The following is a 23,195-nucleotide window of genomic DNA, read 5'->3' on the forward strand; positions in this document are numbered from 1 at the left end:
GCGGGCGGGCTGCGGACAGCCCTCGATGGGCAGCGGACGGCGGTGGCGGCACCCCGGGTGGCGGCGGGCAAAACTCGAGCAGGATTGGGCTGCGTCCAGGTGGTCGCTACGGCAATGGGTTTATCTCGGGTCGTTCGGATCGAGCATGGTGACGTGCCGACGTTCTTCTCGTTCTTCTCGCCTTGCACGGCCCTGACTTTTCAACATGACCGGTCCCTGTGGGATAATGATTGCATTGTGTTATGGACCGTCACGGCGTGTGCCGGATTGGATGTGCGTCAATGCCGACTCTCAACTGGATGGGTAAGGAGAAGGTGGTCAACCACCACCGCGACGTCCCGTATCGCGTGCTCGAGCGCGTGCCCGAGAAGGGCGTGCTGGACAGCCACGGCTCTGACTGCGGGAACATGGTCATCCACGGCGACAACCTCGAGGCGCTGAAGGCGCTGCTGCCGGAGTACGAGGGGAAGGTCGACTGCGTCTACATCGATCCGCCGTACAACACCGGCAACGAGGGGTGGGTCTACAACGACAATGTGAACGACCCGAGGATCAGGAAGTGGCTCGGTCAGGTCGTCGGCAAGGAGGGCGAGGACTTCAGCCGCCACGACAAGTGGCTGTGCATGATGTACCCGAGGCTGCAGCTGCTGCGGAAGCTGCTCGCGCCGACGGGGGCGATCTTCATCAGCATCGACGACACGGAGCTCGCTAACCTCAAGCTCATCTGCGACGAGATCTTCGCCCCGTTGTGCTTTGTAGGTGATATTTCTTGGCAGAGAACCTACTCCATGCGTAATGATTCCAAGGGTATTCCCACGGAAGTCGAGCACATTCTTGTATACGGAAAAAGTGCTGGCTGGCAGCCAAACAAACTTCCTCGAACGGCCGATATGGATGCTAAGTACAAAAATCCTGACAACGACCCAAATGGCCCGTGGCAGAATACTTCGGCATTTGCGCCTGGTGGAGCATCTCATCAGGGCATGGTCTATGCAGTCCAGCATCCGTTTACCGGGAAGATGATATATCCCACGCAAGATGCTCACTGGCGTTTTCAGCAGCAATCTCTGCTCGAAATCATGAACGGATGGGCGCCCTATGAACTGTGCAATCTTCATGATGAGGCAGAGCGTGGACTTGTTTGCAATTTACGTCCTGGTGAAGTTCGCCAGGATGTTCTCGGATTGGTTCTCTCTGTCCCACTTGAAGAGGCGAGACGTCTCGCCAGTAGTGTTATGGAGCGTGGCCAATGGCCCCGCCTGTTTTTCACGCGAGGCGGGAATGGAGGTGTTCGTCGAAAGACCTATCTTTCCAATGTCGAGGGCTTGCCTCCTACCAATTGGTGGCCTCATAGCGAAGTCGGACACACCGACGAAGCAAAGAAAGAACTTAAGTCCGTCTTTGACGGAAAGATTCCTTTCGATACTCCAAAGCCCACACGCCTTATAGAACGTGTGCTTCAAGTGGCGGCTGGTGACGACGCGCTCGTTCTCGACTCCTTTGCCGGCTCTGGAACAACTGCTCACGCTACGCTGAGGCTGAACGCCGAAGACGGCGGCTCCCGTCGCTTCATCCTCGTGGAGCTCGACGACTACGCCGACACCGTCACCTCCGAGCGCGTGCGCCGCGTCATCCACGGCTACGGCGAGGGCAAGAGCGCGGTCGCAGGCATCGACTCCGGCTTCTCCTACTACGAGCTCGGCCCCGCGCTGTTCCGGGCGGACGGCTCGATCGACCCCGCCGTCACGCGCGGCGACCTCGCGCGCTACGTCTGGGCGACCGAGACGCGTGCGCCCTACGAGGACCTCACGGACGAGCACCCCTACCTCCTCGGCGAGCGCGCCCAAGCGGTCTACTACCTCGCCTGGGAGCCCGGCGAGGAGACCGCGCTCACCTACGACCTTCTGCGGGGCCTCCCGCGCAAGGGCGCGCCGACCGTGATCTACGCGGACCGCTGCGCCATCGCGCCCGAGCGCCTCGACGAGATGGGCGTCGTCTTCAAGCGCGTGCCCGACCAGATAGCGAGGATCTAGCCATGGAGCTGAAGCAGTACCAGAGGGACGTCCTCAGGGAGGTCGGCCGCTTCGCGAGGACGTACGCGATGACCAGGGACGCGTCGACGGCCTACGGCGTCTTCATGAACGCGGTCGGGCTCACGCCCGGGCAGGGCGGGGTCGAGCGCTACCGCGACGACCTCGGCGGCGCGCCGAAGGTGTGCGTCAAGGTGCCCACGGGCGGCGGCAAGACCTTCATCGGCGCGAGCGCCGTGCGCGTGCTGACCGAGGCGCTGCCCTCGGCCGCCAACGTCGTGGCGTGGCTCGTGCCGAGGCGCGAGATCCTGTCGCAGACGCTCCGCAACTTCCGCAACCCCGGGCACTTCCTGCGCATGGCGCTCGACCGCGACTTCGGCGGGCGCGTGGAGGTGCTCGACAAGGAGGACGGCCTGCGCGGCCGCTCGTTCACCGCGTCGACCGTCGGCGAGCAACTCACGCTCTTCGTGCTCTCCTACGACTCGTTCAAGAACAAGGACGGGAGGCGCGCCTACGCGGAGAACTCGGCGCTCGCCGGCCTCACCGCCCACCAGCGTGACGCCGGCACCGCCGTGGACGTGGAGGGCGCGGACGACACGGCGCTCATCACCGCGCTCGCGGGCACGAACCCGATCGTTGTCGTGGACGAGAGCCACCACGCGCGCTCGAAGCTCTCGCTGGACATGCTTCGCAACCTCAACCCCCGCTTCGTGCTGGAGCTCACGGCGACGCCGGCCAAGGGCGCGAACGTGATCGCGCAGGCGACCGCGCGCCAGCTCAAGCGCGAGGAGATGGTGAAGCTGCCCGTGGTGGTGTACCGCCGCCCCGACAAGCGGACTACCATCGCCGACGCCGTCACGCTCCAGCGCAGGCTCGAGGCGATAGCCGAGCAGGACGAGAAGAGGACCGGGCGCTACATACGCCCCATCGTGCTCTTCCAGGCCGAGCGGCGCGGCACGGAGGGCGCCGAGACCTACCAGAGGCTCAAGGACAAGCTCGTCGAGGGCGGCATCCCTGCCGAGGAGATTGCCGTGCGGACGGGCGACGTGGACGAGATCGGCGGGGCCGACCTCATGAGCCGCGAGTGTCCGATACGCTTCATCATCACCGTGGAGGCCCTCGCCGAGGGCTGGGACTGCCCCTTCGCCTACGTGCTGGCCACCGTCGCCAACAAGAGCTCGCAGGTGAGCGTGGAGCAGATCGTGGGGCGCGTGCTGAGGCAGCCCCACGCGGCTCGCGCGGGGGCGCGCAGCCTCAACATCGCCTACGTGCTCACGGCGTCCGCGGACTTCGACGCGACCCTCACGCAGGTGGTCGACGGCCTCAACGGCGTGGGATTCTCGCGCGAGGACGTCGAGGCCGCCGGGACTGCGCCCGCAGTACCCGCGCAGCAGGACCAGATCGAGTTCCCGGACGAGCCGGCAGACGACCCCGAGGGCGGCGAGGGAGACGACCTCGACCTCGACGGGCTCGACCTGACCGTGCCCGACAGCGCCGGCGACGCCGCCGTGCCCGCGTCCGTGGACGACATCATCGGCACCTCCGAGCACGTCGAGGAGCGCTTCGAGGAGGAGGCCGGCTCGGGCGACGCCGGCCCCCTGCTCGGCGGCCTGGGAGGGGGATCCAACGTATACCGCATGCGCGAGGCGGTCTCAGACTCGGCGAGGGAGCTCGCCGTCCCGCAGTTCATGATCCGCGTGGACGGTGGCCTGTTCACCGATGACGAGACGTGGAAGCCGCTCGACCGCGAGGACCTTCTCGCGGACTTCAGGCTGTCCAAGTACGGCATCGAGGACGTGAAGGTCGACCCCGACACGTTCTCCGAGGCGCGCGAGGTCGACCTCGCCTCGGACTCCGACGAGTACCGCATCCGCTGGCTCGAGGACGACGTCAGGAAGAACATGGCGATGCTCTTCGCCAACATGTCAGACGAGGGCAAGCGCGAGAGCCTGAAGGCGCTCGTCCTCCAGGCGATGTCTTCTCAGTTCAAGAACACCTTCGGGAGCGCCCAGCTCACGGGCTACATCGCCCGCGTGGTGGACGACATGGACTCGCCCGTCGTGGACGCGTGCCTCCACAGCGTGGGCGGCGTCGCACGCGCCGTCACGGACGCCGTGCGCGGGCTCGCCGACGACTTCTGCGAGGACCGCTTCGGAAAGCTCCTCTCGCGGGGTGACGTGCGGCTCGAGCCGGCGTACCGGTTCCCCGAGTCGTTCGTGCAAGCAACCCCTATGACTGCCTACGACGGGGCGCTCTATGAGGCCGAGGACGGCCGCGTCGACGGGCTGGAGCGAAAGATGGTGGACCTGCTCGCGAACAACCGACGCGTGAGGTGGTGGCACCGCGTGGTGGAGCGCAAGCCCGGGGAGTTCGGCATCAACGGGTTTGTCAACCACTACCCGGACTTCCTCGCTTTGCGCGACGACGGCGTCCTCATGGCGATAGAGACCAAGGGCGAGCATCTGGCCGAGGACGCCAGGCGGAAGCTGCGTCTGGGAACGCGGTGGGCCGACATGGCCGGCGCCGGGTTCCGATACTTCATGGTGTTCGAACGCGAGGCGCCGGACGCGGATAACGCGTTCACGCTGGCGGAGTTCGGCAGCGAGATTCTGGGATAAGGGGGCAGCTTGGATCAGCTAGGCGAAGGGCAGGGGCGCACGGCTGACGCGACGAAGGGAGTCGTCTCCCACATTCCTCAATTTGACAGTTCGGCGATTGGCCAGGCGTCAAAGCTGGCAGACATCGCCAGCTCGGTAACTGACCCTATCCGAGACGCTCTTGCGGGCACAGACTTCGGATCTCTGTCCAGCTCGTTCCCGTCTTCTCTGACGGACGAGGTGACGAAGGCTTTTGATGCTTCTGCGCTAAAGCTACCCGATTATGATCTGGGCGGAGCATTTGAGGTCATGACCCCAAACTACACGATTCCTGACCATTCTTCTATGTATCGTGAGCTCTCTTCATATCCGAAGTCCAGCTGGCAGCAGCTCATCATCCTGGGGAACGGCTTCGACCTCCAGTGCGGGCTCCACTCGAGATTCGGCGACTTCTTCAAGCCCCGATTCGAGGTGATTGCTGGCATCGAAAGTTACAGCAGGGCAGCTTGGGAGAGTGTATTAGAAGACTCCGACCTGACCCTTTGGGACTTTATTCTCGAGGCGAACATAGATGACGCGTGGTGCGACGTCGAAGGCGAAATGGAGAGGTGGATTCTCTCCTACTCTGACCAAAACTCCAAGACGTCGTTGTTCTGGGGCGCGCTTAAGGCAGTGAAGCGCGCGGACCTGTTCACTGACGGGATGACATGCACCGTGTGGCGCGAAGGCGGCAGACGCCTTGCGGGCGAAGAGGATGACAGGACCCATCTCTTTTGCAACATCGCTCGCTACGTCCTAACAATCAACCCCGAGCTCTCCGACGAGCAATGCACTCCAGAGTTTTTCGTCAAGCTGCTTAAACGAGATCTGGGAAGGCTCGAGCGGGCTTTCGGTGCCCATCTATCCAAGGAGATTGACGACAACAACGAGTATGTCGGGGAATGTAGGAACCTCTGCCGGATGATTGTTGAGGACGGCAAGCAGAGCGACGAGGACTTCTATGTGTCGACTTCCGTTCTGAGCTTCAACTACACGAGCGTTGCCGAAGACCACTTCGACAAGGGCGACGACGGCGTGTTCGTCAACATCCACGGAAAGCTTGGGGAAGACATCATATTCGGCATAGACGGCAAGGACTGCATGGACAACCCCGTCGCAGTCCCGTTCACCAAGACGTACCGTCTCATGCTGCGTGGCGGGTCGAGGACTGGTGGTCTGATAAGCACTGCAAACAGCTCAAACCTTCAGGATGCGACCGACGTCATTAAGTTCTACGGGCACTCGCTCGGCAGGGCAGACTACTCCTACTTCCAGTCAATATTCGACGGCGTTGATCTTTACGAGAGTGAGACTGTGCTCGTCTTCTATTTCCCGCTGGACAGTTCAGATAACTCGGAGAGGATCAACAACGAGCGGCGCTCGAAGCTCGCAAACTCGATCAACAACCTGCTGGTTGCATATGGGGCAACCATGGACAACTCAGATCATGGCAAGAACCTCATGCACAAGCTTCTGCTTGAGGGAAGACTGATAATTCGCGGGCTGCCGGTTGACTGAATGAGTCCGATGAGACGATCTTGGGGGCACCAATGATTGACATGAGGCGTGTTGAGCTTATCGATCGAGTCGTAAGGAGGGTCATAGACACCTTCGACAACGGCGATTGGCAGCTTCTTGCCATGTACCTAGGGAATTACGGCACGATCATCACTGGCCACGACAGGCTCCTGAGGAGCCTCTATTTTGGGGACGAAGACTATCCGTCATGTGTCGCTTCCGTCATTGGGCAGCTCTACAGCAAGGACCCCGACTCACTGGCACTGGTTGAGAAGATGCTTGCCGACAAGAGCGCCGGAGACCAATCACATCCCGAAGGCACGAACGGAGGGCCCATGAACCCAACATCCGCCGCTTCAAAACTCGACATCTCGATGGCTGCGGTGATGATTCCATTCACCCCACAATTCGATGACGTCAGAAACGCCATGGCCCGGGCATGCCGAGAGAACCACTTGACGCTGAAGGCTGCGGATGACGTCTGGGAGGAATCCATCCTCATCGATGACATAATGAATCTGATACGGACGGCGTGTATCGTGATCGTCGATTTCTCGGGCAAGAACCCCAACGTAATGTACGAGACCGGTGTCGCGCACGCCTTGGGAAAGGAAGTCATCCCAGTCTCTCAGTCCATCGATGACGTCCCCTTTGACGTCAAGCATCACCGCGTGCTCGTGTATGAAAACAACGAAGCGGGTCGCGAGTCTCTCAGGAAACGTTTGGCTAGTCGAATTAGAACCATACTTGACCGAAACGACTGGTATATCCCGTTTTAATCTCTTGGGCGCTAGGGCTCCGGTCTTGAAATAAGCGAAATGCCGTCTCGCCTCCCTAGTGTTGGAAAGTCCGGTCCGAGCCACACGCCCGACTCCCCGTGCCCGAGAACGAGTGGCATGCGGTCGTGGACGGGCGACACGCTGGCGTTCGGCCTGGTGGTGACGATCGAGAACCGGTCGCCCTCGCGCACGGCGGCGAGCAGGAACGCCCTGGCGCCGGGAAGCCGGAACAGGTACTGCCGGCGAACCGGCCTGCCGGTCCTCTCGCTCTCGACCTTCTCGGTCATGTGCCCCTCGTAGAAGGCGCGCACGGGCACGAGGCAGCGGCCTTCCGCTATGGCCTTCGCCCACATGCCGCGCCTGCCCAGGCGCAGCTGCTCGAGGGCGGACTCGATGCGCGTGTTGAAGACGGCGTTGGGCTTTCCGTCGAGCGGGAAGCCCCATGTGAGGCGAGCTACGGCAAGTCCATCGTCCTTTGGAACGTACACGGGAACGAGGCTACCGGGGCGGACGTCGCGCAGGGGGTCCGGGCGCTCTATGTAGCGGATCGCGTGCGTGCCGGGAGTGGCGCGCGCGTCCAGCACCGCCTGCGCCTCCTCCATCGTGAGCGGGCACATCCTCACGCACATCGTGGCCTCCTCTCGCCCTCGTCCTTCTCCCCATTATCCCCGCGTCGGGTCTTTGTGACACGCCCATAGCCTGTACCCATCGTTTGGGTGCGGGCTATTTCTTTGCCCGCCTTACTGGAAGGACGGGCAGATGGATGGCTTGCAGGACGAGGCGAGGCTCGAGGGGCAGGGCGCGGCGCAGGAGCCGCAGGGCGCGCCGTCGCAGGTGAGCGGCGACGATGGCGCCGCCGCGCCCCCCGTGGCCGACGACAGCGCCGCCAAGGCGCGCGCGGACTACGAGGCGGCGCTCGCGGAGCGCGACGCGCGGATCGCGGAGCTCGAGGGCGAGATCGCGGAGGCGGCCAAGACCGCCGAGGGCGCGGAGAAGCTGCGCGCCGAGATGGACGAGCTGCGCCGGAAGGGCGACGAGGAGCGCGTCGACTTCGAGCTTCAGCTCGCCGGGGCGCGCAACGCCAAGGCCGCCCGCGCGCTCCTGCCCGACCACGACGGCGACATAGAGAAGCTGAAGGCCGCGGAGCCCTGGCTCTTCTCGGCACCCGCCGCCCCCGCGCCGACCGGCGCGACGGGCCTCCCGAGCGCCGGCGCCGCCGGGGCCGACGAGTCCACGCAGATGAGCCGCTGGCGCAAGATCGCCGGCCTTCCCGAGAGCGAGGAGTAGCAGATGGCGAACAGCATCGCGTACACCAAGAACTACACGGCCGTCCTGGACGAGGTCTACAAGAGGGCCGCGTGCTCGGCGTGCCTGAACTCGCCGCGCCGCATGGCGCGCGCCGGGCGCAACGCCAAGGAGATCATGGTCCCCAAGATCGAGGTGACGGGCCTCGGCGACTACACCCGCAACGTGGGCTACAAGACCGGGTCGATCACCTACGAGTTCGAGACGAAGACGTTCAACTACGACCGCGGCATCAGGCTGCTCGCGGACGTGATGGACGTCGAGGAGGCGGGCGTGCTCGACTGCTTCGTGGCGGCGGGCTCGGAGCTCCAGCGCACGCAGGTGGCGCCGGAGGCCGACGCGTTCACCTTCTCCGAGATCGCGGGGCACGAGGGCGTGACGCCCGTTGAGGAGGACTTCTCGAACGCCGACGCCGAGGACGTGCTGGCGAGCCTGCGCGCGGCAACGAACGCGATGGACGAGGCGGAGGTGACGACCGGGAGCCGCATCCTCTTCATCACGCCGACCCTGAAGGGCGTGCTGGACGACTTCAGCCTGGCGAACCCGGCACGATCCAACCGCGTGCTCGAGCGCTTCAGCCGCGTGGTGGAGGTGCCGCAGACGCGGTTCTTCTCCGCCATCGCGCTGAACTCGGGCGAGGAGGACCAGTTCGGGTACTCCCGCGCCGAGGGCAGCTACGTCAAGACGACGGACAGCTCGGTCACGCCCGGAAAGACGTACTACACCGAGAGCGGCGGGGCGTACTCCAAGGTGTCGAGCCCGAGCGCGGGCAGTCTCTCCACGTACTACGAGCTCGTGGGCGCGGGCGCGCCGATCAACTACATGGTGGTGGAGAAGTCAGCCGTCATCAAGTTCGACAAGCACGTGGCGTCGCGGGTCTTCTCCCCGGACGAGCTGGAGAGCCTGGACAGCTACATGATGAAGTACCGCAAGTACGGCATCGTGGAGCTTTTGGACAACAAGCTGGACGGCGTGCACGTCTCCTGCGCGCCGCTGGCCTAGTGGACGGGGCGACGGGCGCGGCGGGCTGCGGCCCCGCGCCCGTCTCCTACGGGTTCTACCAGGACGGGTACGGCGGGGCGCTTTCCGCCGAGGCGCTCGCGGAGGCGCTGCCGGCGGCGGTGCGGTGCGTGGGCGGCCTGACCGGGCGGCGCGAGCCCGACCCCCGATGGGACGAGGGCGTCGCAGACGCGTGGCGGCGCGCTGTGTGCGCGGCCGCCGACGCCTTCGCCGAGTACGGCGAGGGGCGCGTGGGCGGCTTCTCCATCGGGTCCTTCTCGGTGACCAACTATCGCGACGAGGGGACGACCGGCTCGGTGGTGGCGCGGGAGGCCGCGCTCGCGGAGCTCGCGGGGACGGGCCTCGCCTTCGCGGGGGTGCGCTGATGCGCTACCTGAGGCCGATACCCAAAAGGCTGCTGCCCGACGACATGCTGGTGTTCCTGCCCGCGGAGGGCGGCGGGCGCGGCGAGAGCCGCCTGGTGCGCCACGTGAGGTTCGAGCGGGAGGAGTCCGCGGTGGCGGACGCGCACCGCTCGGCCGACGCGGGGCACGGGACCGTGTTCGTGGACGCGGTCAACAGCGAGGGCGCGCTCGAGGTGCCGGCCGGGGCGCGCGTGCTGATCGGCGCGGGGCCGTCGATGCTGGTGCGCGCGTGCCGGCGATGCTGCGTGGTGCGCGGCCAGGTGCACCACTGGGAGCTGGAGGTGGGCTGATGGCATGCGACGAGCCCCTCGGCGCATACGTGCCGGACGACTGGGACGCCGAGGGCGGCGGGGTCGCCGGCGCGGCGGCCGCGCTGCTCCGAGCGCTGGGCTACGGCAACGCGTTCTGCTCGCCGCCCCCGGCGCGCCTCTGCTGCGAGCCGATCGTGCTGACGCAGGGCGCGCTCGAGCGCGAGGCGCGGCTCGCGGACGGCGCGGAGCGCGGGCGGGTGCCCGTGGATGTGCTCGTGTGCTGCGAGGCGGCGCGCGACGCCGAGGCGACGTGCCGCGCGGTGGAGCGCGACCTGCGCCGAGACTCCTGGACGGGCTCCGGCGAGGGCTGGCGCTGCAGGGTGGCGGCCGTGGACTCCGGGGGCTCGGCGCCGAGGGGCCGCGACGGCTCCGGGCGCTGGCTCTGGGGGTTCACGCTGATTCTGACGGTGGTGATCGACTTTGGCGGACAGGGTTAGGGCCGGTCGCGGCGTGGACGACCGCGACGTGGTTCGCAAGAGCAACCCCCTGCAGCGTGCGGCCCAGGGGTCGCGCGAGCAGCGGGCCGGCTCGGCGGAGACCGACCGCATGGGGCGCGAGCAGCAGCGCCGAGCGACGGCCTACGGGCGGGCGCGGGGTCGGCTGTGAGCTCTCTCACCTACAACGGGCACGACTTCTCCGATTACGTGACGGCCGAGCTGGTGGAGCCGGCGGGGCACGCGCTCTCGCCGAGGGCGCTCATGGTGCCGGGGCGGCCGGGCGCGGCGCTCTTGGGCTCGGAGCTGTCGCCGCGCGTCCTGCGCGTGCGGCTCTTCCTCGACGCGGGCATTTCTCTCGGTGCGGACGAGCGCTCGGAGATCCGTCACGTGCTGTACGGGTGGCTCGTGGCGCCCTCGGGCGCCGAGCTCGAGCTGCCCGGCGAGCCGGGGCTCTCGTGGCGCGACGCCGTGGTGACGGACGCCTCCGACTGGGACTCTCTCTTCGAGGACGGCAGCTGCGAGCTGGCGTTCACGTGCTTCGACCCGGTGGCCTACGGGGAGGGGAAGTCGAGCGCGGCTAGCACGCTGACGGTCGGCGGCACGTGGGCGACGTGGCCGGTGGTGGAGATGACGGCGCTCGCGGGCTCCTCGGTGAAGGTGGCCGACGGCCTGGGGCGATACGTGCTGGTGGAGCGCGAGTTCGCAGCCGGGGACGTGGTTCTTCTCGACTTCGCGTCCGAGGCCGTGACGGTGGAGGGCGAGGACGCCTCCGCCGACGTGGCCGTGGAGAGCACGTTCTTCTCGCTTTCCCCGGGATCTCACACCCTGGCCTTCTCCGGGTGCTCGGCGCACACGGTGGCGTGGGTGGAGAGGTGGCTCTGATGGTGCCGACGCTCTACCTCTTCGACCGCTTCGACGCGCGGCTGGGGATCCTGCCGGCCGTGGGCGCGGTGACGCACACCGAGGAGCTGGGCGGCGAGGACACGGTCGAGTTCGACTGCGCGCTCGCCCCCGAGAAGGGCGAGCGGCTGCTGTGGCGCGACCCGACCGACGGCGTCTGGCGCGAGCACGTGGTGGTGCGCACCGATGAGCCGCTGGGCGCGCCGGCGCACGTCTACGCGGAGTCCTCGCTCTGCGAGCTCCTGGGCGACTTCGTCGAGGAGATCCAGCTCGTGAGCAAGACGGCCGCGCAGGCGCTCGCCTCCGTGCTCGGGGTGACGCGCTGGTCCGCGGGCGAGGTGGGCGTCGGCGACGCGGCGCGCGGGTGCCTCCTCTACCACGTGAACGCGCTCGCCGCGCTCAGGCGCGTCGAGGAGGTCTGGGGCGGCGAGGCCGAGGCCGTGATCTCCGTTGAGAACAGGCGCGTGGGGTCGCGGACGGTGAGGCTGCCCGCGCGGCGGGGCACGTGGCGGGGCGCGCGCTTCAGCTACGGCAAGACGCTCGCGGCGTGCACGCGCACGGTGCTCGAGGACGAGGTGTTCACGGCGCTCTACGGCTACGGCAAGGGCCTGCCGATCTACGACGAGACGGGGGCGCCCACGGGCGGGTTCACGAGGCGGCTCACCTTCGGCTCCGTGAACGGCGGCGCCAACTGGGTGGGCGACGAGGCCGCGCGCCTGGTGTGGGGGCGCCCCGACGGCGCGGGCGGGAAGGCGCACCGGTTCGGGCACGTGGTGTTCCCGGACTGCGAGGACGCCACCGAGCTGAAGGCGCTGACCGAGGCGGCGCTCGCGGCGGCGTGCGAGCCGCGCGTTTCCTACGAGGTGGACGTCGCGGCCGTTGACGGGGGCGCGGGCGTGCGGCTGGGCGACGACGTGGCGGTGATCGACTCGTCGCGCTCGCCCGAGTGGCACCTGCGCGCCCGCTGCGTGCGGCGCGTGCGCGAGCTCGGCGAGGGCGCGCCCTCGGTGCGGCTCACGCTGGGCACGGTCGAGCGCACGACGTGGGCGGCCTCGGCCGACGTGGCCGCGCGCATGACGGCGGTCGAGGAGACGGCTGCGGCCGCCTCCGACACGGTAGCGTCCTACGAGGACCTGGGCGAGAGGGAGTTCTGACATGGCTGACGAGAGCACGTTCCCGCTGGACGGCGACGGGCTGCGCGAGGTGGTCTGGGACGAGTGCGACGCGCCCTTCGCGGGGCCGTTCGTCGCCTCGCCCGCGGACACGGAGGGGCGCGGGATAGCGCTCTCGGTGACGCGCGGCGGCGAGGCGGCGGACCTGACGGGCGCCTCGCTCTACCTGCTGTGGCGCCACCGCGAGCTGCGCGTGCGCGGCTGCGAGCCCCTCGAGGAGGTCGACGCCGAGGCCGGCAAGTTCAGGGTCTACTGGCCCGCCGCCATGGCGCGCGCCGAGGGCACCGTCGACGCCCAGGTCATGGTCTCCTGGGACGAGCGGGCGCTCTCCTCGCTCTCCTTCACGGTGCTGGTGGGGCCCGCGCTCGTCGGCGGCGAGGGCGGGGGCTCGGACGGATACTCGCTCTTCCTCGACGCCCTCAAGAAGTTCGAGGACGCGGACGGCGTCATCGCCGACGCCGTGGCCAAGGCGCAGGATGCCGTCACGACGGCCCAGGGCGCGGTGGCCACGGCGGGGCAGGCGGTCGAGGCGGCGCAGGGCGCCTCCGGCGCGGTCGCCGCCGCCAACGCGGCCGCCGCTGCCGCGACGCAGGCGAAGGACGATCTGCTCGCCGCCGCCGAGCGTGGCGACTTCGACGGGGCGGACGGCCTGCCGGGAGCCGACGGCGCGGACGGGGCGCCCGGCGCGGACGGGCGGGACGGCGCCGACGGCGTGAGCCCCACGGCGAAGGTCGAGCAGACCGAGACGGGCGCGGTGGTGACGGTCACGGACGCGACGGGCACCACCACGGCGACGCTCTCGCACGGACCGAAGGGCGACAAGGGCGACGACGGCGAGAGGGGCGACAAGGGGGACCCATTCGAGTACGCCGACTTCACCGCCGAGCAGCTGGAGGCCCTGCGCGGCCCCAAGGGCGACAAGATGACGTTCGACGACCTCACGGAGGACGAGGTCCAGGCCCTTCGCGGCGAGAAGGGGGACAAGGGCGACCCGTTCACCTACTCCGACTTCACCACGGAACAGCTCGATGCGCTTCGCGGGCCCCAGGGAGTCCAAGGGCCGCCGGGCCCGCAGGGAGAGCCCGGCGAGGCGTTCACCTACTCGGACTTCACCTCGACGCAGCTGGAGGCGCTGAGGGGCCCGCAGGGCGTGCAGGGCCCGCCGGGCTCCGACGGCGAGGACGGGCAGGACGGCGCGCCGGGAGCAGACGGGGCCGACGGCGTCAGCTGCACGCACTCGTGGTCCGGCTCCGTGCTCACGGTGACGAGCGCGAGCGGCACGAGCTCGGCGGACCTGCGCGGCCCGAAGGGCGACGCCTTCACCTACGCGGACTTCACCGCCGAGCAGCTCGAGGGGCTGCGCGGCGCGGACGGGGCCGACGGCGCGCCCGGCGCTAACGGCCAGGACGGCGCGGACGCCGAGATCACGGGGGCGACCGCCACGGTGGACGCCTCCACGGGAACGCCGTCGGTGACCGTGACGCTCGGCGGCACGCCGGGGGCGCGCACGTTCGCCTTCGCCTTCTCCGGCCTCAAGGGCGAGGTCGGCGAGCAGGGGCCGCAGGGCGCGCCCGGACAGGACGGCGAGGACGGCGCGCCCGGCGCGACGCCCGACCTCTCGGCATACGCGACGAAGCAGTACGTCGACCAGGCGATCGCTGCCCTGGACGACCTGAGCGAGGTGGAGTTCTGATGGCCGTGGGGACGATCCAGAGGAGCGTGCTCACCGACATCGCGAACGCGATCCGCGTCCAGAACGGCGGCACGGGCACCTATCTGCCCTCGGAGATGGCGGCGGCGGTGCTCGCGCTCGACGGCACCAAGGCGGGTGCGCCTTTCCAGGCGACGCCGGGCGACGGCGCGGGCGTGATCTCGGATACCGTCTTCGGCGGCATCGCCGACGCGATCCGCGCGCAGAACGGACTCTCGGAGACCTACAGGCCCTCCGAGATGGCGCCGGCAATCCTGGCGCTCGTGTGGGACGTGGGCGTGAAGATGCGCGCGATCCTGCTCGCGGACGGCACGCTCGAGTTCAACTACCGCGACGGTCGCTCCTCCGACGTTCCCGGAGCGGTGATCCTGGACGCCTGGGAGGTGGACCCGGCGGGCTACTCGTCGGCCGGCGCCCGACCCTGGGACGACGTCAAGCTCTCCGTGACGCGCGTAGTCTTCGACGGCGACTTCTCCGAGGGCGGGCTCGCCAACGCCAGCTACCTCTTCCACGGGTTCGAGAACCTCGTGGAGGTGGAGGGCTTCGAGGAGCTCTCCGGCGCGACCAGCATGAACCAGATGTTCGTGAGCTGCCCCTCGCTCGAGACGATCTGGGCGGACGGGTTCACCTCGTCCGCCGCGAGCGGGTCGCTCATGTTCAGCGGGTGCAGCAGGCTCGTCGGGGGCCGGGGCTACGTGCCGGGGCAGATGGACAACCACGCGGAGCTCAACTACGGCGAGGACGGCGTGCTGACCGACCCCGACGACGACCGGCGCGAGTGGTTCCGCTGCTTCCTCTACGCCGACGGAGAGCTCGTGCTGACGGCGGCAACCGAGCCCGAGGCGGGGCGGGAGCTCGTGTCATCGGGGCGCCTGTGCGCGAACGCCCGGTACAACTCGGTGGGATACCAGCCGTGGTACGAGCACCGGCACGACGTGGAGGCGGTGGAGATCGCCGCCGACATGGCGACCTACGACCACGTGAACACGAACTACTGGTTCTACGGGCACGGGGAGATCGCAAGCGTGACGGGCATGGGCAACCTCTGCGGCGTGCGCGAGATGCAGCACACCTTCAACAGCTGCGAGGGCCTCACCGAGATCGACCTCTCCGGGCTCGACCCGTCCTCCCTCGAGGACCTCGCCTACACCTTCGGCGGGTGCGGCTCTCTCGTGACGATCTGGGCGGACGCCGACTGGGCTCTGCCGTCCTCCGGCGTCTCCGGCTTCCAGACGTTCTACCAGTGCGCCTCGCTCGTGGGCGGGGCGGGCACGACCTACGCGAGCTCGCGGGCGGGCTACCAGTACATGAGGATCGACGGCGTGGGCGGCGCCGGCTACCTCACGGCGAAGGGCTCCTGACAGGCACCCCTCCGGCGCGTGCGGCGCCCGCGCCGCATGTGCCGGAGGGGTGGACGCGCCGCCGGAGGGGCTCGGGACGAGCCCGCCATGCGGGCGGCGCGAGGGGCGGGGCGCCCAATCAAAACATTGCTATGCCTCTTGTCGGCGCTCTCCAACGGTGAATCAGCACGTTCACAGCCTCGCGGTCCACGCGGGAAAGAAATGAGCGGCGGTCGTCCTCTGTTGCGCCGGTTTGGGCGATGATTGCTTCACGCAGTGGGTGGTGGCTGCTTATGAGGAACTCATTCCTTTTGGACAGGCGCTCGAGGTATTCGATCGCCGGCACTCGCGCGAACTTCCCCCCTTCGCCGCGGTTGCACTCCGGGCATGCGAGCACGAGGTTCCACACGCCATCGATGTTGACTTCCTGGAGCGCGGGCGCGAGCACATGGGGGAAGAAGTGATCGACGTCGCACGCCTTCGCGCCCTCAAGCTCGATCTTTCCGTAGCAGTAGAAACACTGCCCCTTTTGGTAGCCGTTTAGGGCGTGTCGGGCTGAGGCGAGGCTTCTTCTCCGCACGCCCTTCTCCGCCGCACGGAACATACCAGTATCTCCATCATATGCAATGCTTACGAGCGCAGAGGACACGCCGACCTCCCAAGCATGCTCGACGAGGCCCCAGCGAGCTTCTGCCTCAAGGCCGACTGAAGGGGCGGCCTCCAGCACGCGGAACAGGTCGTCAGTGATCGTAACGGTCCTGCCGCGACCACGGCCTGACGCCTCGAAGAAGCGTACGGGCAGCTCGGCGCCGTTGACGTTGTGGTAGGCATCGAGAACGTAGGCGAAACCGTTTGATACCGCCGCGTCGACGAGTTCTCGCTCTCTGACCGTTCCCGCGTTGAAGCCAGCGCAGGCATCGATGAACTTCCCCGACCTGCCCGTCGCCTGCTTCGGCGCGACCGCGAGGTGCTCGCACATGTGGCGGGAGAATGGCTTGGCGAGCTCCTCGAGCGTCGCCGAAGAGCGACCCTCGCGCGCGATGTCCTCAAGCGAGCGCGCGAGTGCGAACTTGTATGTGGAGGTGTTCCTGCCGAAGAGGATGGCGGAGCGCCAGTACGACTCCAGGGAGGGTGACTCTTCCTGAAACTGCGCGATTCTCAGCTGGTTTGCCACCTCATCCCCTCCTTAGGTCCCCTACGAAGATATACAATCATACTTTAAGCGGTCAGTCATCATGGGGAGGGGTATGCATCCGGGAACCATCGAATACTACGACGCTAACGCCGAGCGCTTCGTCTCCTCGACCGTGGGCGCAGATATGGGGCCGCTCCTCTCCGCGTTCCTTGGACTCGTCCCGCATGGTGGCAGGGTGCTCGACTGGGGCTGCGGTTCAGGTCGCGACACGCTTTCGATGGCGAGGGCGGGCTACGAAGTCGTCCCTACAGATCTCTCCAACGCCATGGCTGATGCTACCGAGGCGCTCACCGGGCTCACCGTGCGCCGCGAGGCCTTCTCTGACCTCGATGACGTAGGTGCGTTCGACGGCATATGGGCGAGCGCGTCGCTGCTTCACGCGACAAGCGGAGAGTTGCCGGGAATCCTCGCCAAGGCGACTAGGGCGCTAAAGTCGAACGGAGTTCTCTATGTGTCCTTCAAGCTGGGGAGCTTCGAGGGCGAGCGCAACGGACGCTGGTTCAACGACATGGACGAGGTTGCGCTGCGTGAAGTTATCTCCGTGGTTGATGGCCTGACGATCGAGCGTGTCTGGATGAGCGCGGACGTGAGACCCGGACGCTCCCGCGAGATGTGGCTGAACGCCATCCTGAGAAAGATATGACGAGCCTGGATGGAGAAGTGGCTTCTAATGGCTGACCTGAGCACAGAGAAGGGCGTACTGGAATACCTCGACCTTCCGGACTTTCGGCACATGACCAAGGATAAAGTCATGCAGTTCGCTTCGGTGATTAACGAAATGAATCCGGAGGTCGCCAAGGAGGCGATTAGACAGTTCCCCGAATTCAAGAGCCTCTTGTCGCAAGCCCTCACCGAGAACAGAGAACTCGCCGAGAGGTCAATCGAGAGCAACGACGAGAGCATGAGGGAGTGCGCATCTGCCAGCATGCGCGTCTTCGACGGTTGTGACGAGCTGCTCAAGAACCCGGATTACACGTTTGAGCAGAAGATGCAGGTGATTGAGCGCATGGAGATGGAGCGCGAGAAGATGCGCGCAAAGGATTCGGAGAACAAGAAGTTCATTCTCGATAGCCAGAAGCTCCTTCTTGCCGCGTCGGGAATTGTTTCGGTAGCAGCGGTCGTGTTCCTTGGGGGTAAGTTCAACTTGAAGCTCCCAAGCAAGAGCTAAACTTAGCCAAGCAACCTTCTGTATAAGCGACCCTTCTCGGGTCGCTTTATTGTGAACTCCTTTGTGAAGCGACGGAAGGCGACGCTTCGCAACATTACCGCAGCTAGACATAGTCGTTTGTGACCGCATCGGACACTTCTCCCGAGGGGCGGGTCGTTCCCGCTCGAGGGAGGAGGCGCGCATGGAGTCGGTCGTGGCGGCGCTCGTGACGGGGGTGCTCACCCTCGCCGGGGTGCTCGTGTCCAACTCGCGCAGCCGCGCGGTCATGGAGGTCAAGATCGACAACCTGACGCGTCAGGTCGAGAGGCACAACTGCCTCGTCGAGCGCACCTACGCCCTGGAGCAGGACGTCGCCGTCGTGAAGGCGGAGATCGACAACCTGAGGAAGGGACAATGATGGAGGCTTTCCTGACATCCAACGAGTGGCCGTGGAGACTCGCGCGAACCGTCGTGCAGGGCGTGCTCGGCGTGGTCGTGGCCAACGTGGACATGCTCGTGGGCTGCGCGGTGCTGGAGCCCGAGTGGCGGGCGATCGTGGTAGCGCTCGTGATGGCCGTGCTGTCGCCGGTGATGGCGGAGCTCGGTGCGGCGCTGCCGTCGGGCGGTGGCTCCCATGAGTGAGCGCGAGTTCGCGAGCGAGGAGGAGCGCTGGGAGGCGCTGCGCGCCGAGGGCGTCGAGGCGGCCGCGCCGGACGGCTGGGAGCCCGGCGAGGGCGAGGACGGCGGCTTCGAGGAGGCGCCCGATGGCGTATAGCATCCTCTTCAAGCAGTGCGGGAGCGACCACATGACGCGGGGGCGCTCCCGCGCGGTCGACCGCATCGTGGTGCACTTCACCGCCACCCTGGCGAGCGCGCGCAACAACGCGACGTACTTCGCCCGCAACGAGGGCCAGGGCGCCTCCGCGCACTACTTCGTCGACGACGTCACGCCCGAGATCTACCAGAGCGTGGCCGAGGGCGACACCGCCTGGCACGCGGGCGACTGGCAGATGAACTGCCGCGCGATCGGCATCGAGGTCGTCTCGGCCGGCGAGGACTTCAGCGCGACCGAGGTCGAGAAGCTGGGCTGGCTGGTCAAGAGGCTCATGGCCAAGTACGGCATCGGCGCCTCCGGGGTCATCCGCCACTACGACGTGACGGGCAAGCTCTGCCCGGCGCCCTACGTTGCCGCGTCCAAGTGGGCGGCGCTCAGGGCCGCGATCACGGGCGGGGCGGCGTCCGGCGGGACGACTGCGGCAGCCCCGGAGGGCGCGGTCTCGGATCTCGCGCGGCGCGTCATCGCCGGCGAGTTCGGCAACGGGGACGCGCGGCGCGCGGCCCTGGGGAGCCGCTACGACGAGGTGCAGGCGGAGGTGAACCGCATCCTGGCCGGGGGCTCGGGCGCGCCCGCGCAGCCCGCTGCGCCCGACGTCGACACCCTAGCCCGTGCGGTGATCCGCGGGGACTACGGCAACGGGGCGGAGCGCAGGCGCCGCCTCGACAGCCTCTACGACGCGGTCCAGGCGCGTGTGAACGAGATGCTGTCCTGAGGCTCCGCCGCCTCGCAGGGGGGCACACGTGATGACGCCCCACGTCCTGCGCGGGGCGTCTCGTCCTGTTGGGCTACGGGTTGCAGTTTCCGCAGGGCTCGTAGCCCTGGGCGATGGCCTCGTCGCGCGTGCCGGTGAACTCGCGCTTGTTCTTCTCGCTCATCTGGTCGACTGAGCGGCACTCCGGGTAGTGGAACTTGTGGGTGTTGGTGTTGAGTATGTAGGTCATCTGCTCGGACTGCTCCGGGGCGGGCTGCTCCTGTGGCGCGGCGGACTGCTCGCGCCAGCTGTCCCCCGTGGCGTAGTCGATGCCGACGCCGGGCTGGACGTTGTAGCAGAAGACGTTGAAGGCCACGCCGAGGCCGCCGTCGTCGAGCGAGAGGGCCTCGAGGTGGACGCCGCGGCAGAGGGGCTCGTCGCCCTGGAAGATTGGCGTGGAGCGGTAGAGGACGCGACCGCCGGTGCGCTCGACGTAGTCGGCGACCTCGTTCTCGAAGGGCAGCATGCCCTCGACGTTCATGTAGCGCGTGCCGGTGACGAGGTTGCGCACGTTGGCGTTCTCGGCGGTGAGCTGCCAGCCGATGAGGTGGCAGCGGTTGTAGAGGTAGCGGCCGTCCACGAGGTCGTCGTAGCGAACCGTGTGCCATCCGCTGGGCTTGACCATGCCTATCGAGCCGCGCTCCTCACCCTCTGCGGGCATGGTGGACGGGCTCACGACGGCGATCGCGGTGCCACAGCGGCCGAGGTGGTCGAGGGACGAGTAGGACTCGCTCTGGGCGGGCGCGTCGGCCTCGCTGAGGGAGGGGACGTTGCCGTTGATCGTGGCGTAGGGCGACCCGGAGTAGGCGGGGACCTGTGACAGGTCGAAGGCGGCTGGCGCGGGGGCGTCCTCGGTCTCCGTGGCGGGCTGCCGCTCCTCCGCGGGGGCTTCCTCGGGCTCGGCTGGCTCCTGCTCCTCCGCGGGCGGATTCTTCTCCGCCGGCTCTTCCTCCCCCTGGGGCTCTGCCTCCTGGCTCACGGCCTCCCGCTGGGTGCCGGCGTCGGCGTCCTCGCCTTCCGAGCACGCCGGCAGGGCGAGGAGGGCCACGGCGAGAAGCAGCGAGAGGAGGAGGGCGCGTATCGCTTCCCGCTTTCCTGATGCGCCAGCTGCCGAACCGATCATCTCTTGCCCCTTTGACGCGACGTTGGCTCAATTATCCGTTGATACCACCACTGAGTGGGCGAATTGTCGGTCAGCGGCACTTCACAAAACTATTCACAGGGAGGAGGCCCTCGTCCGTTGCTGGACGAGGGCCTCCCGCGCTAGTTCCTCACGATGGGTTCGTCGGAGAGCGTCGGGAAGTCTCGGTGGCGGGGCCCGTCTACGAGCCTTTCGTACCACCACTCCCTGCTCCTCGGGCCCTCTGCGGCGAGGGCGTCGATCAAGCGGGTCTGAGAGACCTCGTCGAGCTCGGCGAACTCGTCGCGCAGCGCGTTCTCGATGGCGGAGGAGCTCGCGATCATGTCGTGCAGGATCCGCTTCTTCTCCTCGAGGGTGAAGCTCTCGGGCGAGATCTCCATGAGCTCCGCCATGAAGTAGGCGTGGTCCTCGGCCTCTTCCAGGGCTGCCCACTCAGTGTTGCTCAGCATGGCCATCCTTCCTTCCTCGGCTCCTGTCGGACCTCTTGACCGCATTCTTGCGGTCAAGAATGCGGTCAAGAGAAATCCTGATTGGAGCGTTTTCTAGCGTTTCGAAGTGTTGAGGGAAAGGCGTCCTGAGCTGGTGTTATGTAGTATTGCGTTGTAGAGTGTTTTGGCTGAATAATGGGGACTGTCCCCAATTAACAGATTGCCCGACCGGCGACGCTCGCCTATACTTAGCACTTGCGACCGGGGCGTGGCGCAGCTTGGTAGCGCATCTGCTTTGGGAGCAGAGGGTCGCTGGTTCGAATCCAGTCGCCCCGACCACGCACGCGGGTGTGGTTCAATGGTAGAACCTCAGCCTTCCAAGCTGATGACGCGGGTTCGATTCCCGTCACCCGCTCCATTCGAGACAAGGCCCGGGCCTCGCGCCCGGGCTTTCTGTTATGACAGGCTACCTGCACGTTGGGGACTGTCCCCAATTTGCTGCACGTTGGGGACTGTCCCCAATTAACAGAAAAGCGCGTGTGGATTGCGCCTGTGTTTCGTGTGTACGGCTGATTTCGTTCGAGGTTCGATGCCGTTACGCTTCGCATGCTCAATTTGCACAGACGCGTTTCTCGCACGTATTCTCTCTTCCGGAACTTTCGTCGCGGCCGCGGCCGCAGGAGGAGGGAGATCCCATGACGTATTCCGAGAAGATCATCGCCGACCTCGAGGCTCGCTACCCCGAGCAGGCCGAGTTCATCCAGGCGGCCAAGGAGGTCCTCGAGACCCTGCAGCCCGCGCTCGACGCCCACCCCGAGTACGAGGAGAACGCCCTGCTCGAGCGCCTCGTCGAGCCCGAGCGCGTGGTCATGTTCCGCGTGCCCTGGGTCGATGACGAGGGCAAGGTCCAGGTCAACCGCGGCTACCGCGTGGAGTTCAACTCCGCCATCGGCCCCTACAAGGGCGGCCTGCGCTTCAACCCCACGGTCACGCTGGGCATGCTCAAGTTCCTCGGCTTCGAGCAGATCTTCAAGAACAGCCTGACAACGCTGCCCATGGGCGGCGGCAAGGGCGGCGCTGACTTCGACCCCAAGGGCAAGTCCAACCGCGAGGTCATGGCCTTCTGCCAGTCCTTCATGACCGAGCTCTTCCGCCACATCGGCCCCAACACCGACGTCCCCGCCGGCGACCTGGGCGTCGGCGGCCGCGAGGTCGCCTACATGTTCGGCCAGTACAAGCGCCTCAAGAACGAGTGGACCGGCGTCCTCACGGGCAAGGGCCTCACCTTCGGCGGCTCGCTCGCCCGCACCGAGGCCACCGGCTACGGCCTGGTCTACTTCGTCGACGAGTACCTCAAGAGCGCCGGCGACTCCTTCGAGGGCAAGAAGGTCGTCGTCCACGGCTCCGGCAACGTCGCCATCTACGCCATCCAGAAGGTCGCGCAGCTCGGCGGCACCGTCATCGCCTGCTCCGACACCAAGGGCTGGGTCGAGGACCAGGCCGGCATCGACTACAAGGTGCTCGAGGACATCTACAACAAGAAGCGCTCCGGCCACGACCAGGGCGTGAGCCTCGCGATGTACGTCGACGCGCGCCCCGACGCCACCTGGCACGAGGGCGACGGCCGCGGCGTCTGGCAGCTCCCCTGCGACATCGCTCTGCCCTGCGCCCGCGAGAACACGCTCACCCTCGAGGACGCCCAGGCGCTCGTGGCGGGAGGCTGCAAGGTCGTCGGCGAGGGCGCGAACATGCCCACCACGCCCGACGCCACCACCTACCTCATGGAGAACGGCGTGGCCTTCATGCCCGGCAAGGCTGCCAACGCCGGCGGCGTGCTCGTCTCCGGCCTCGAGATGAGCCAGAACGCCGAGCACCTCTCCTGGACCTTCGAGGAGGTCGACGGCAAGCTCGAGAGCCTCATGCGCGGCATGTTCCACAACGTCGCCGACACGGCGAGCGCCTACGGCCACGAGGGCAACTTCGTGATGGGCGCCAACATCGCCGGCTTCACCAAGGTCGCCGAGGCCATGATGGCCCAGGGCGTCTGCTAGCGGGCGAGAGGAACCTTCGTCTTGGCGCCGCCCCGGAGCTCTTGGGCTCCGGGGCGGCTTTCCGTCGAGGTCCTTCTCGCC

General features: G+C 67.0%; 25 protein-coding genes and 2 tRNA genes. 23 read left to right on the forward strand and 4 right to left on the reverse strand.

Annotated elements, in window-relative coordinates:
• The first annotated feature begins 281 nt into the window (after positions 1-281).
• Genes NW198_RS08355 through NW198_RS08370 form a run of 4 tightly spaced genes read left to right on the forward strand, consistent with a single transcriptional unit; the run spans position 282 to position 6,963 of the window.
• Complete coding sequence (locus NW198_RS08355; protein ID WP_258340755.1) at positions 282-2,033, forward strand: site-specific DNA-methyltransferase; 1,752 nt, start codon at positions 282-284, stop codon at positions 2,031-2,033.
• A 2-nt stretch (positions 2,034-2,035) separates the two neighbouring features.
• Positions 2,036-4,648 (forward strand): DEAD/DEAH box helicase, encoded by a 2,613-nt coding sequence (locus NW198_RS08360; RefSeq protein WP_258340757.1) that lies wholly within the window; start codon positions 2,036-2,038, stop codon positions 4,646-4,648.
• Positions 4,649-4,657: 9 nt separating this feature from the next.
• Positions 4,658-6,184, forward strand: a complete 1,527-nt coding sequence (locus NW198_RS08365) for an AbiH family protein (protein WP_087220863.1) — start codon at positions 4,658-4,660, stop codon at positions 6,182-6,184.
• Positions 6,185-6,216: 32 nt separating this feature from the next.
• Entirely contained in the window at positions 6,217-6,963 is a 747-nt protein-coding gene (locus NW198_RS08370; protein ID WP_083526987.1) for a hypothetical protein, read from the forward strand.
• An 11-nt stretch (positions 6,964-6,974) separates the two neighbouring features.
• Here NW198_RS08370 and NW198_RS08375 read toward each other — a convergent pair whose 3' ends face one another.
• Complete coding sequence (locus tag NW198_RS08375) at positions 6,975-7,592, reverse strand: SOS response-associated peptidase (RefSeq protein WP_258340758.1); 618 nt, start codon at positions 7,590-7,592, stop codon at positions 6,975-6,977.
• A 130-nt stretch (positions 7,593-7,722) separates the two neighbouring features.
• Between NW198_RS08375 and NW198_RS08380 the strand changes: the two genes are divergently transcribed.
• Genes NW198_RS08380 through NW198_RS08425 form a run of 10 tightly spaced genes read left to right on the forward strand, consistent with a single transcriptional unit; the run spans position 7,723 to position 15,584 of the window.
• The gene (locus NW198_RS08380) at positions 7,723-8,250 is read left to right on the forward strand and encodes a hypothetical protein (RefSeq protein ID WP_258340759.1); all 528 of its coding nucleotides are present in this window, start codon (positions 7,723-7,725) and stop codon (positions 8,248-8,250) included.
• Between the two features lie 3 nt (positions 8,251-8,253).
• Positions 8,254-9,270, forward strand: coding sequence for a hypothetical protein (locus tag NW198_RS08385; RefSeq protein WP_258340760.1), 1,017 nt, complete (start codon positions 8,254-8,256; stop codon positions 9,268-9,270).
• Entirely contained in the window at positions 9,270-9,653 is a 384-nt protein-coding gene (locus tag NW198_RS08390) for a hypothetical protein (RefSeq protein WP_258340761.1), read from the forward strand. The genes NW198_RS08385 and NW198_RS08390 overlap by 1 nt, the downstream gene beginning before the upstream one ends.
• Positions 9,653-9,982 (forward strand): putative minor capsid protein, encoded by a 330-nt coding sequence (locus NW198_RS08395; protein WP_258340762.1) that lies wholly within the window; start codon positions 9,653-9,655, stop codon positions 9,980-9,982. The genes NW198_RS08390 and NW198_RS08395 overlap by 1 nt, the downstream gene beginning before the upstream one ends.
• Positions 9,982-10,440: a hypothetical protein gene (locus NW198_RS08400; protein ID WP_258340763.1), complete on the forward strand. Its 459-nt coding sequence runs from the start codon at positions 9,982-9,984 to the stop codon at positions 10,438-10,440. Before NW198_RS08395 ends, NW198_RS08400 begins: the two co-directional genes overlap by 1 nt.
• Positions 10,424-10,609, forward strand: coding sequence for a hypothetical protein (locus tag NW198_RS08405; protein ID WP_258340764.1), 186 nt, complete (start codon positions 10,424-10,426; stop codon positions 10,607-10,609). The genes NW198_RS08400 and NW198_RS08405 overlap by 17 nt, the downstream gene beginning before the upstream one ends.
• The gene (locus tag NW198_RS08410) at positions 10,606-11,322 is read left to right on the forward strand and encodes a distal tail protein Dit (protein WP_258340765.1); all 717 of its coding nucleotides are present in this window, start codon (positions 10,606-10,608) and stop codon (positions 11,320-11,322) included. The genes NW198_RS08405 and NW198_RS08410 overlap by 4 nt, the downstream gene beginning before the upstream one ends.
• On the forward strand, positions 11,322-12,494 hold the full coding sequence (locus tag NW198_RS08415) for a phage tail protein (RefSeq protein ID WP_258340766.1): 1,173 nt from the start codon (positions 11,322-11,324) through the stop codon (positions 12,492-12,494). The genes NW198_RS08410 and NW198_RS08415 overlap by 1 nt, the downstream gene beginning before the upstream one ends.
• A gap of 1 nt (position 12,495) precedes the next feature.
• On the forward strand, positions 12,496-14,205 hold the full coding sequence (locus NW198_RS08420; RefSeq protein ID WP_258340767.1) for a BppU family phage baseplate upper protein: 1,710 nt from the start codon (positions 12,496-12,498) through the stop codon (positions 14,203-14,205).
• On the forward strand, positions 14,205-15,584 hold the full coding sequence (locus NW198_RS08425) for a hypothetical protein (protein ID WP_258340768.1): 1,380 nt from the start codon (positions 14,205-14,207) through the stop codon (positions 15,582-15,584). The genes NW198_RS08420 and NW198_RS08425 overlap by 1 nt, the downstream gene beginning before the upstream one ends.
• A 118-nt stretch (positions 15,585-15,702) precedes the next feature.
• Here the strand turns inward: NW198_RS08425 and NW198_RS08430 are convergent, their stop codons facing one another.
• A complete protein-coding gene (locus tag NW198_RS08430) occupies positions 15,703-16,737 on the reverse strand; it encodes an HNH endonuclease domain-containing protein (RefSeq protein ID WP_258340769.1) in 1,035 nt (344 codons plus the stop codon).
• A gap of 73 nt (positions 16,738-16,810) precedes the next feature.
• Here NW198_RS08430 and NW198_RS08435 point away from each other — a divergent pair, with 73 nt between their 5' ends.
• The 6 genes from NW198_RS08435 (at position 16,811) to NW198_RS08460 (ending at position 19,455) form a co-directional block, all read left to right on the forward strand.
• Positions 16,811-17,401, forward strand: coding sequence for a bifunctional 2-polyprenyl-6-hydroxyphenol methylase/3-demethylubiquinol 3-O-methyltransferase UbiG (locus NW198_RS08435; RefSeq protein WP_258340770.1), 591 nt, complete (start codon positions 16,811-16,813; stop codon positions 17,399-17,401).
• A 9-nt stretch (positions 17,402-17,410) separates the two neighbouring features.
• Positions 17,411-17,926, forward strand: coding sequence for a hypothetical protein (locus NW198_RS08440; protein ID WP_258340772.1), 516 nt, complete (start codon positions 17,411-17,413; stop codon positions 17,924-17,926).
• 181 nt (positions 17,927-18,107) lie between these two features.
• The gene (locus NW198_RS08445; protein ID WP_072374353.1) at positions 18,108-18,323 is read left to right on the forward strand and encodes a hypothetical protein; all 216 of its coding nucleotides are present in this window, start codon (positions 18,108-18,110) and stop codon (positions 18,321-18,323) included.
• On the forward strand, positions 18,320-18,547 hold the full coding sequence (locus NW198_RS08450) for a hypothetical protein (RefSeq protein WP_258340773.1): 228 nt from the start codon (positions 18,320-18,322) through the stop codon (positions 18,545-18,547). Before NW198_RS08445 ends, NW198_RS08450 begins: the two co-directional genes overlap by 4 nt.
• Positions 18,540-18,680, forward strand: a complete 141-nt coding sequence (locus tag NW198_RS08455; protein ID WP_258340774.1) for a hypothetical protein — start codon at positions 18,540-18,542, stop codon at positions 18,678-18,680. The genes NW198_RS08450 and NW198_RS08455 overlap by 8 nt, the downstream gene beginning before the upstream one ends.
• Complete coding sequence (locus NW198_RS08460) at positions 18,670-19,455, forward strand: N-acetylmuramoyl-L-alanine amidase (RefSeq protein ID WP_258340775.1); 786 nt, start codon at positions 18,670-18,672, stop codon at positions 19,453-19,455. The genes NW198_RS08455 and NW198_RS08460 overlap by 11 nt, the downstream gene beginning before the upstream one ends.
• Positions 19,456-19,528: 73 nt before the next feature.
• On the opposite strand, the gene NW198_RS08465 is transcribed toward NW198_RS08460, so the two are convergent.
• Together NW198_RS08465 and NW198_RS08470 are read right to left on the reverse strand one after the other, a co-directional pair.
• The gene (locus tag NW198_RS08465) at positions 19,529-20,617 is read right to left on the reverse strand and encodes a DNA/RNA non-specific endonuclease (protein WP_258340777.1); all 1,089 of its coding nucleotides are present in this window, start codon (positions 20,615-20,617) and stop codon (positions 19,529-19,531) included.
• Positions 20,618-20,757: 140 nt separating this feature from the next.
• Positions 20,758-21,084, reverse strand: a complete 327-nt coding sequence (locus tag NW198_RS08470; RefSeq protein WP_258340778.1) for a hypothetical protein — start codon at positions 21,082-21,084, stop codon at positions 20,758-20,760.
• 241 nt (positions 21,085-21,325) lie between these two features.
• Between NW198_RS08470 and NW198_RS08475 the strand changes: the two genes are divergently transcribed.
• From NW198_RS08475 to gdhA, 3 genes are all read left to right on the forward strand, one after another.
• Positions 21,326-21,402 (forward strand) — tRNA-Pro (locus tag NW198_RS08475).
• 5 nt (positions 21,403-21,407) lie between these two features.
• Positions 21,408-21,481 (forward strand) — tRNA-Gly (locus tag NW198_RS08480).
• Between the two features lie 277 nt (positions 21,482-21,758).
• The gene (gene gdhA, locus NW198_RS08485; protein ID WP_258340779.1) at positions 21,759-23,114 is read left to right on the forward strand and encodes an NADP-specific glutamate dehydrogenase; all 1,356 of its coding nucleotides are present in this window, start codon (positions 21,759-21,761) and stop codon (positions 23,112-23,114) included.
• Positions 23,115-23,195: the final 81 nt, after the last annotated feature.

Source organism: Thermophilibacter sp. ET337 (genome assembly GCF_024733715.1).
Lineage (GTDB): Bacteria > Actinomycetota > Coriobacteriia > Coriobacteriales > Atopobiaceae > Thermophilibacter.

What these genes read in the sequence shown, in the direction of transcription:
- NW198_RS08355 (WP_258340755.1), top strand. Translation starts at nt 282, where the DNA reads ATGCCGACTCTCAACTGGATGGGTAAGGAGAAGGTGGTCAACCACCAC.
- NW198_RS08360 (WP_258340757.1), top strand. Translation starts at nt 2,036, where the DNA reads ATGGAGCTGAAGCAGTACCAGAGGGACGTCCTCAGGGAGGTCGGCCGC.
- NW198_RS08370 (WP_083526987.1), top strand. Translation starts at nt 6,217, where the DNA reads ATGATTGACATGAGGCGTGTTGAGCTTATCGATCGAGTCGTAAGGAGG.
- NW198_RS08375 (WP_258340758.1), bottom strand. Translation starts at nt 7,592, where the DNA reads ATGTGCGTGAGGATGTGCCCGCTCACGATGGAGGAGGCGCAGGCGGTG.
- NW198_RS08380 (WP_258340759.1), top strand. Translation starts at nt 7,723, where the DNA reads ATGGATGGCTTGCAGGACGAGGCGAGGCTCGAGGGGCAGGGCGCGGCG.
- NW198_RS08385 (WP_258340760.1), top strand. Translation starts at nt 8,254, where the DNA reads ATGGCGAACAGCATCGCGTACACCAAGAACTACACGGCCGTCCTGGAC.
- NW198_RS08395 (WP_258340762.1), top strand. Translation starts at nt 9,653, where the DNA reads ATGCGCTACCTGAGGCCGATACCCAAAAGGCTGCTGCCCGACGACATG.
- NW198_RS08400 (WP_258340763.1), top strand. Translation starts at nt 9,982, where the DNA reads ATGGCATGCGACGAGCCCCTCGGCGCATACGTGCCGGACGACTGGGAC.
- NW198_RS08415 (WP_258340766.1), top strand. Translation starts at nt 11,322, where the DNA reads ATGGTGCCGACGCTCTACCTCTTCGACCGCTTCGACGCGCGGCTGGGG.
- NW198_RS08420 (WP_258340767.1), top strand. Translation starts at nt 12,496, where the DNA reads ATGGCTGACGAGAGCACGTTCCCGCTGGACGGCGACGGGCTGCGCGAG.
- NW198_RS08425 (WP_258340768.1), top strand. Translation starts at nt 14,205, where the DNA reads ATGGCCGTGGGGACGATCCAGAGGAGCGTGCTCACCGACATCGCGAAC.
- NW198_RS08435 (WP_258340770.1), top strand. Translation starts at nt 16,811, where the DNA reads ATGCATCCGGGAACCATCGAATACTACGACGCTAACGCCGAGCGCTTC.
- NW198_RS08440 (WP_258340772.1), top strand. Translation starts at nt 17,411, where the DNA reads ATGGAGAAGTGGCTTCTAATGGCTGACCTGAGCACAGAGAAGGGCGTA.
- NW198_RS08445 (WP_072374353.1), top strand. Translation starts at nt 18,108, where the DNA reads ATGGAGTCGGTCGTGGCGGCGCTCGTGACGGGGGTGCTCACCCTCGCC.
- NW198_RS08450 (WP_258340773.1), top strand. Translation starts at nt 18,320, where the DNA reads ATGATGGAGGCTTTCCTGACATCCAACGAGTGGCCGTGGAGACTCGCG.
- NW198_RS08455 (WP_258340774.1), top strand. Translation starts at nt 18,540, where the DNA reads ATGAGTGAGCGCGAGTTCGCGAGCGAGGAGGAGCGCTGGGAGGCGCTG.
- NW198_RS08460 (WP_258340775.1), top strand. Translation starts at nt 18,670, where the DNA reads ATGGCGTATAGCATCCTCTTCAAGCAGTGCGGGAGCGACCACATGACG.
- NW198_RS08465 (WP_258340777.1), bottom strand. Translation starts at nt 20,617, where the DNA reads ATGATCGGTTCGGCAGCTGGCGCATCAGGAAAGCGGGAAGCGATACGC.
- NW198_RS08470 (WP_258340778.1), bottom strand. Translation starts at nt 21,084, where the DNA reads ATGCTGAGCAACACTGAGTGGGCAGCCCTGGAAGAGGCCGAGGACCAC.
- gdhA (WP_258340779.1), top strand. Translation starts at nt 21,759, where the DNA reads ATGACGTATTCCGAGAAGATCATCGCCGACCTCGAGGCTCGCTACCCC.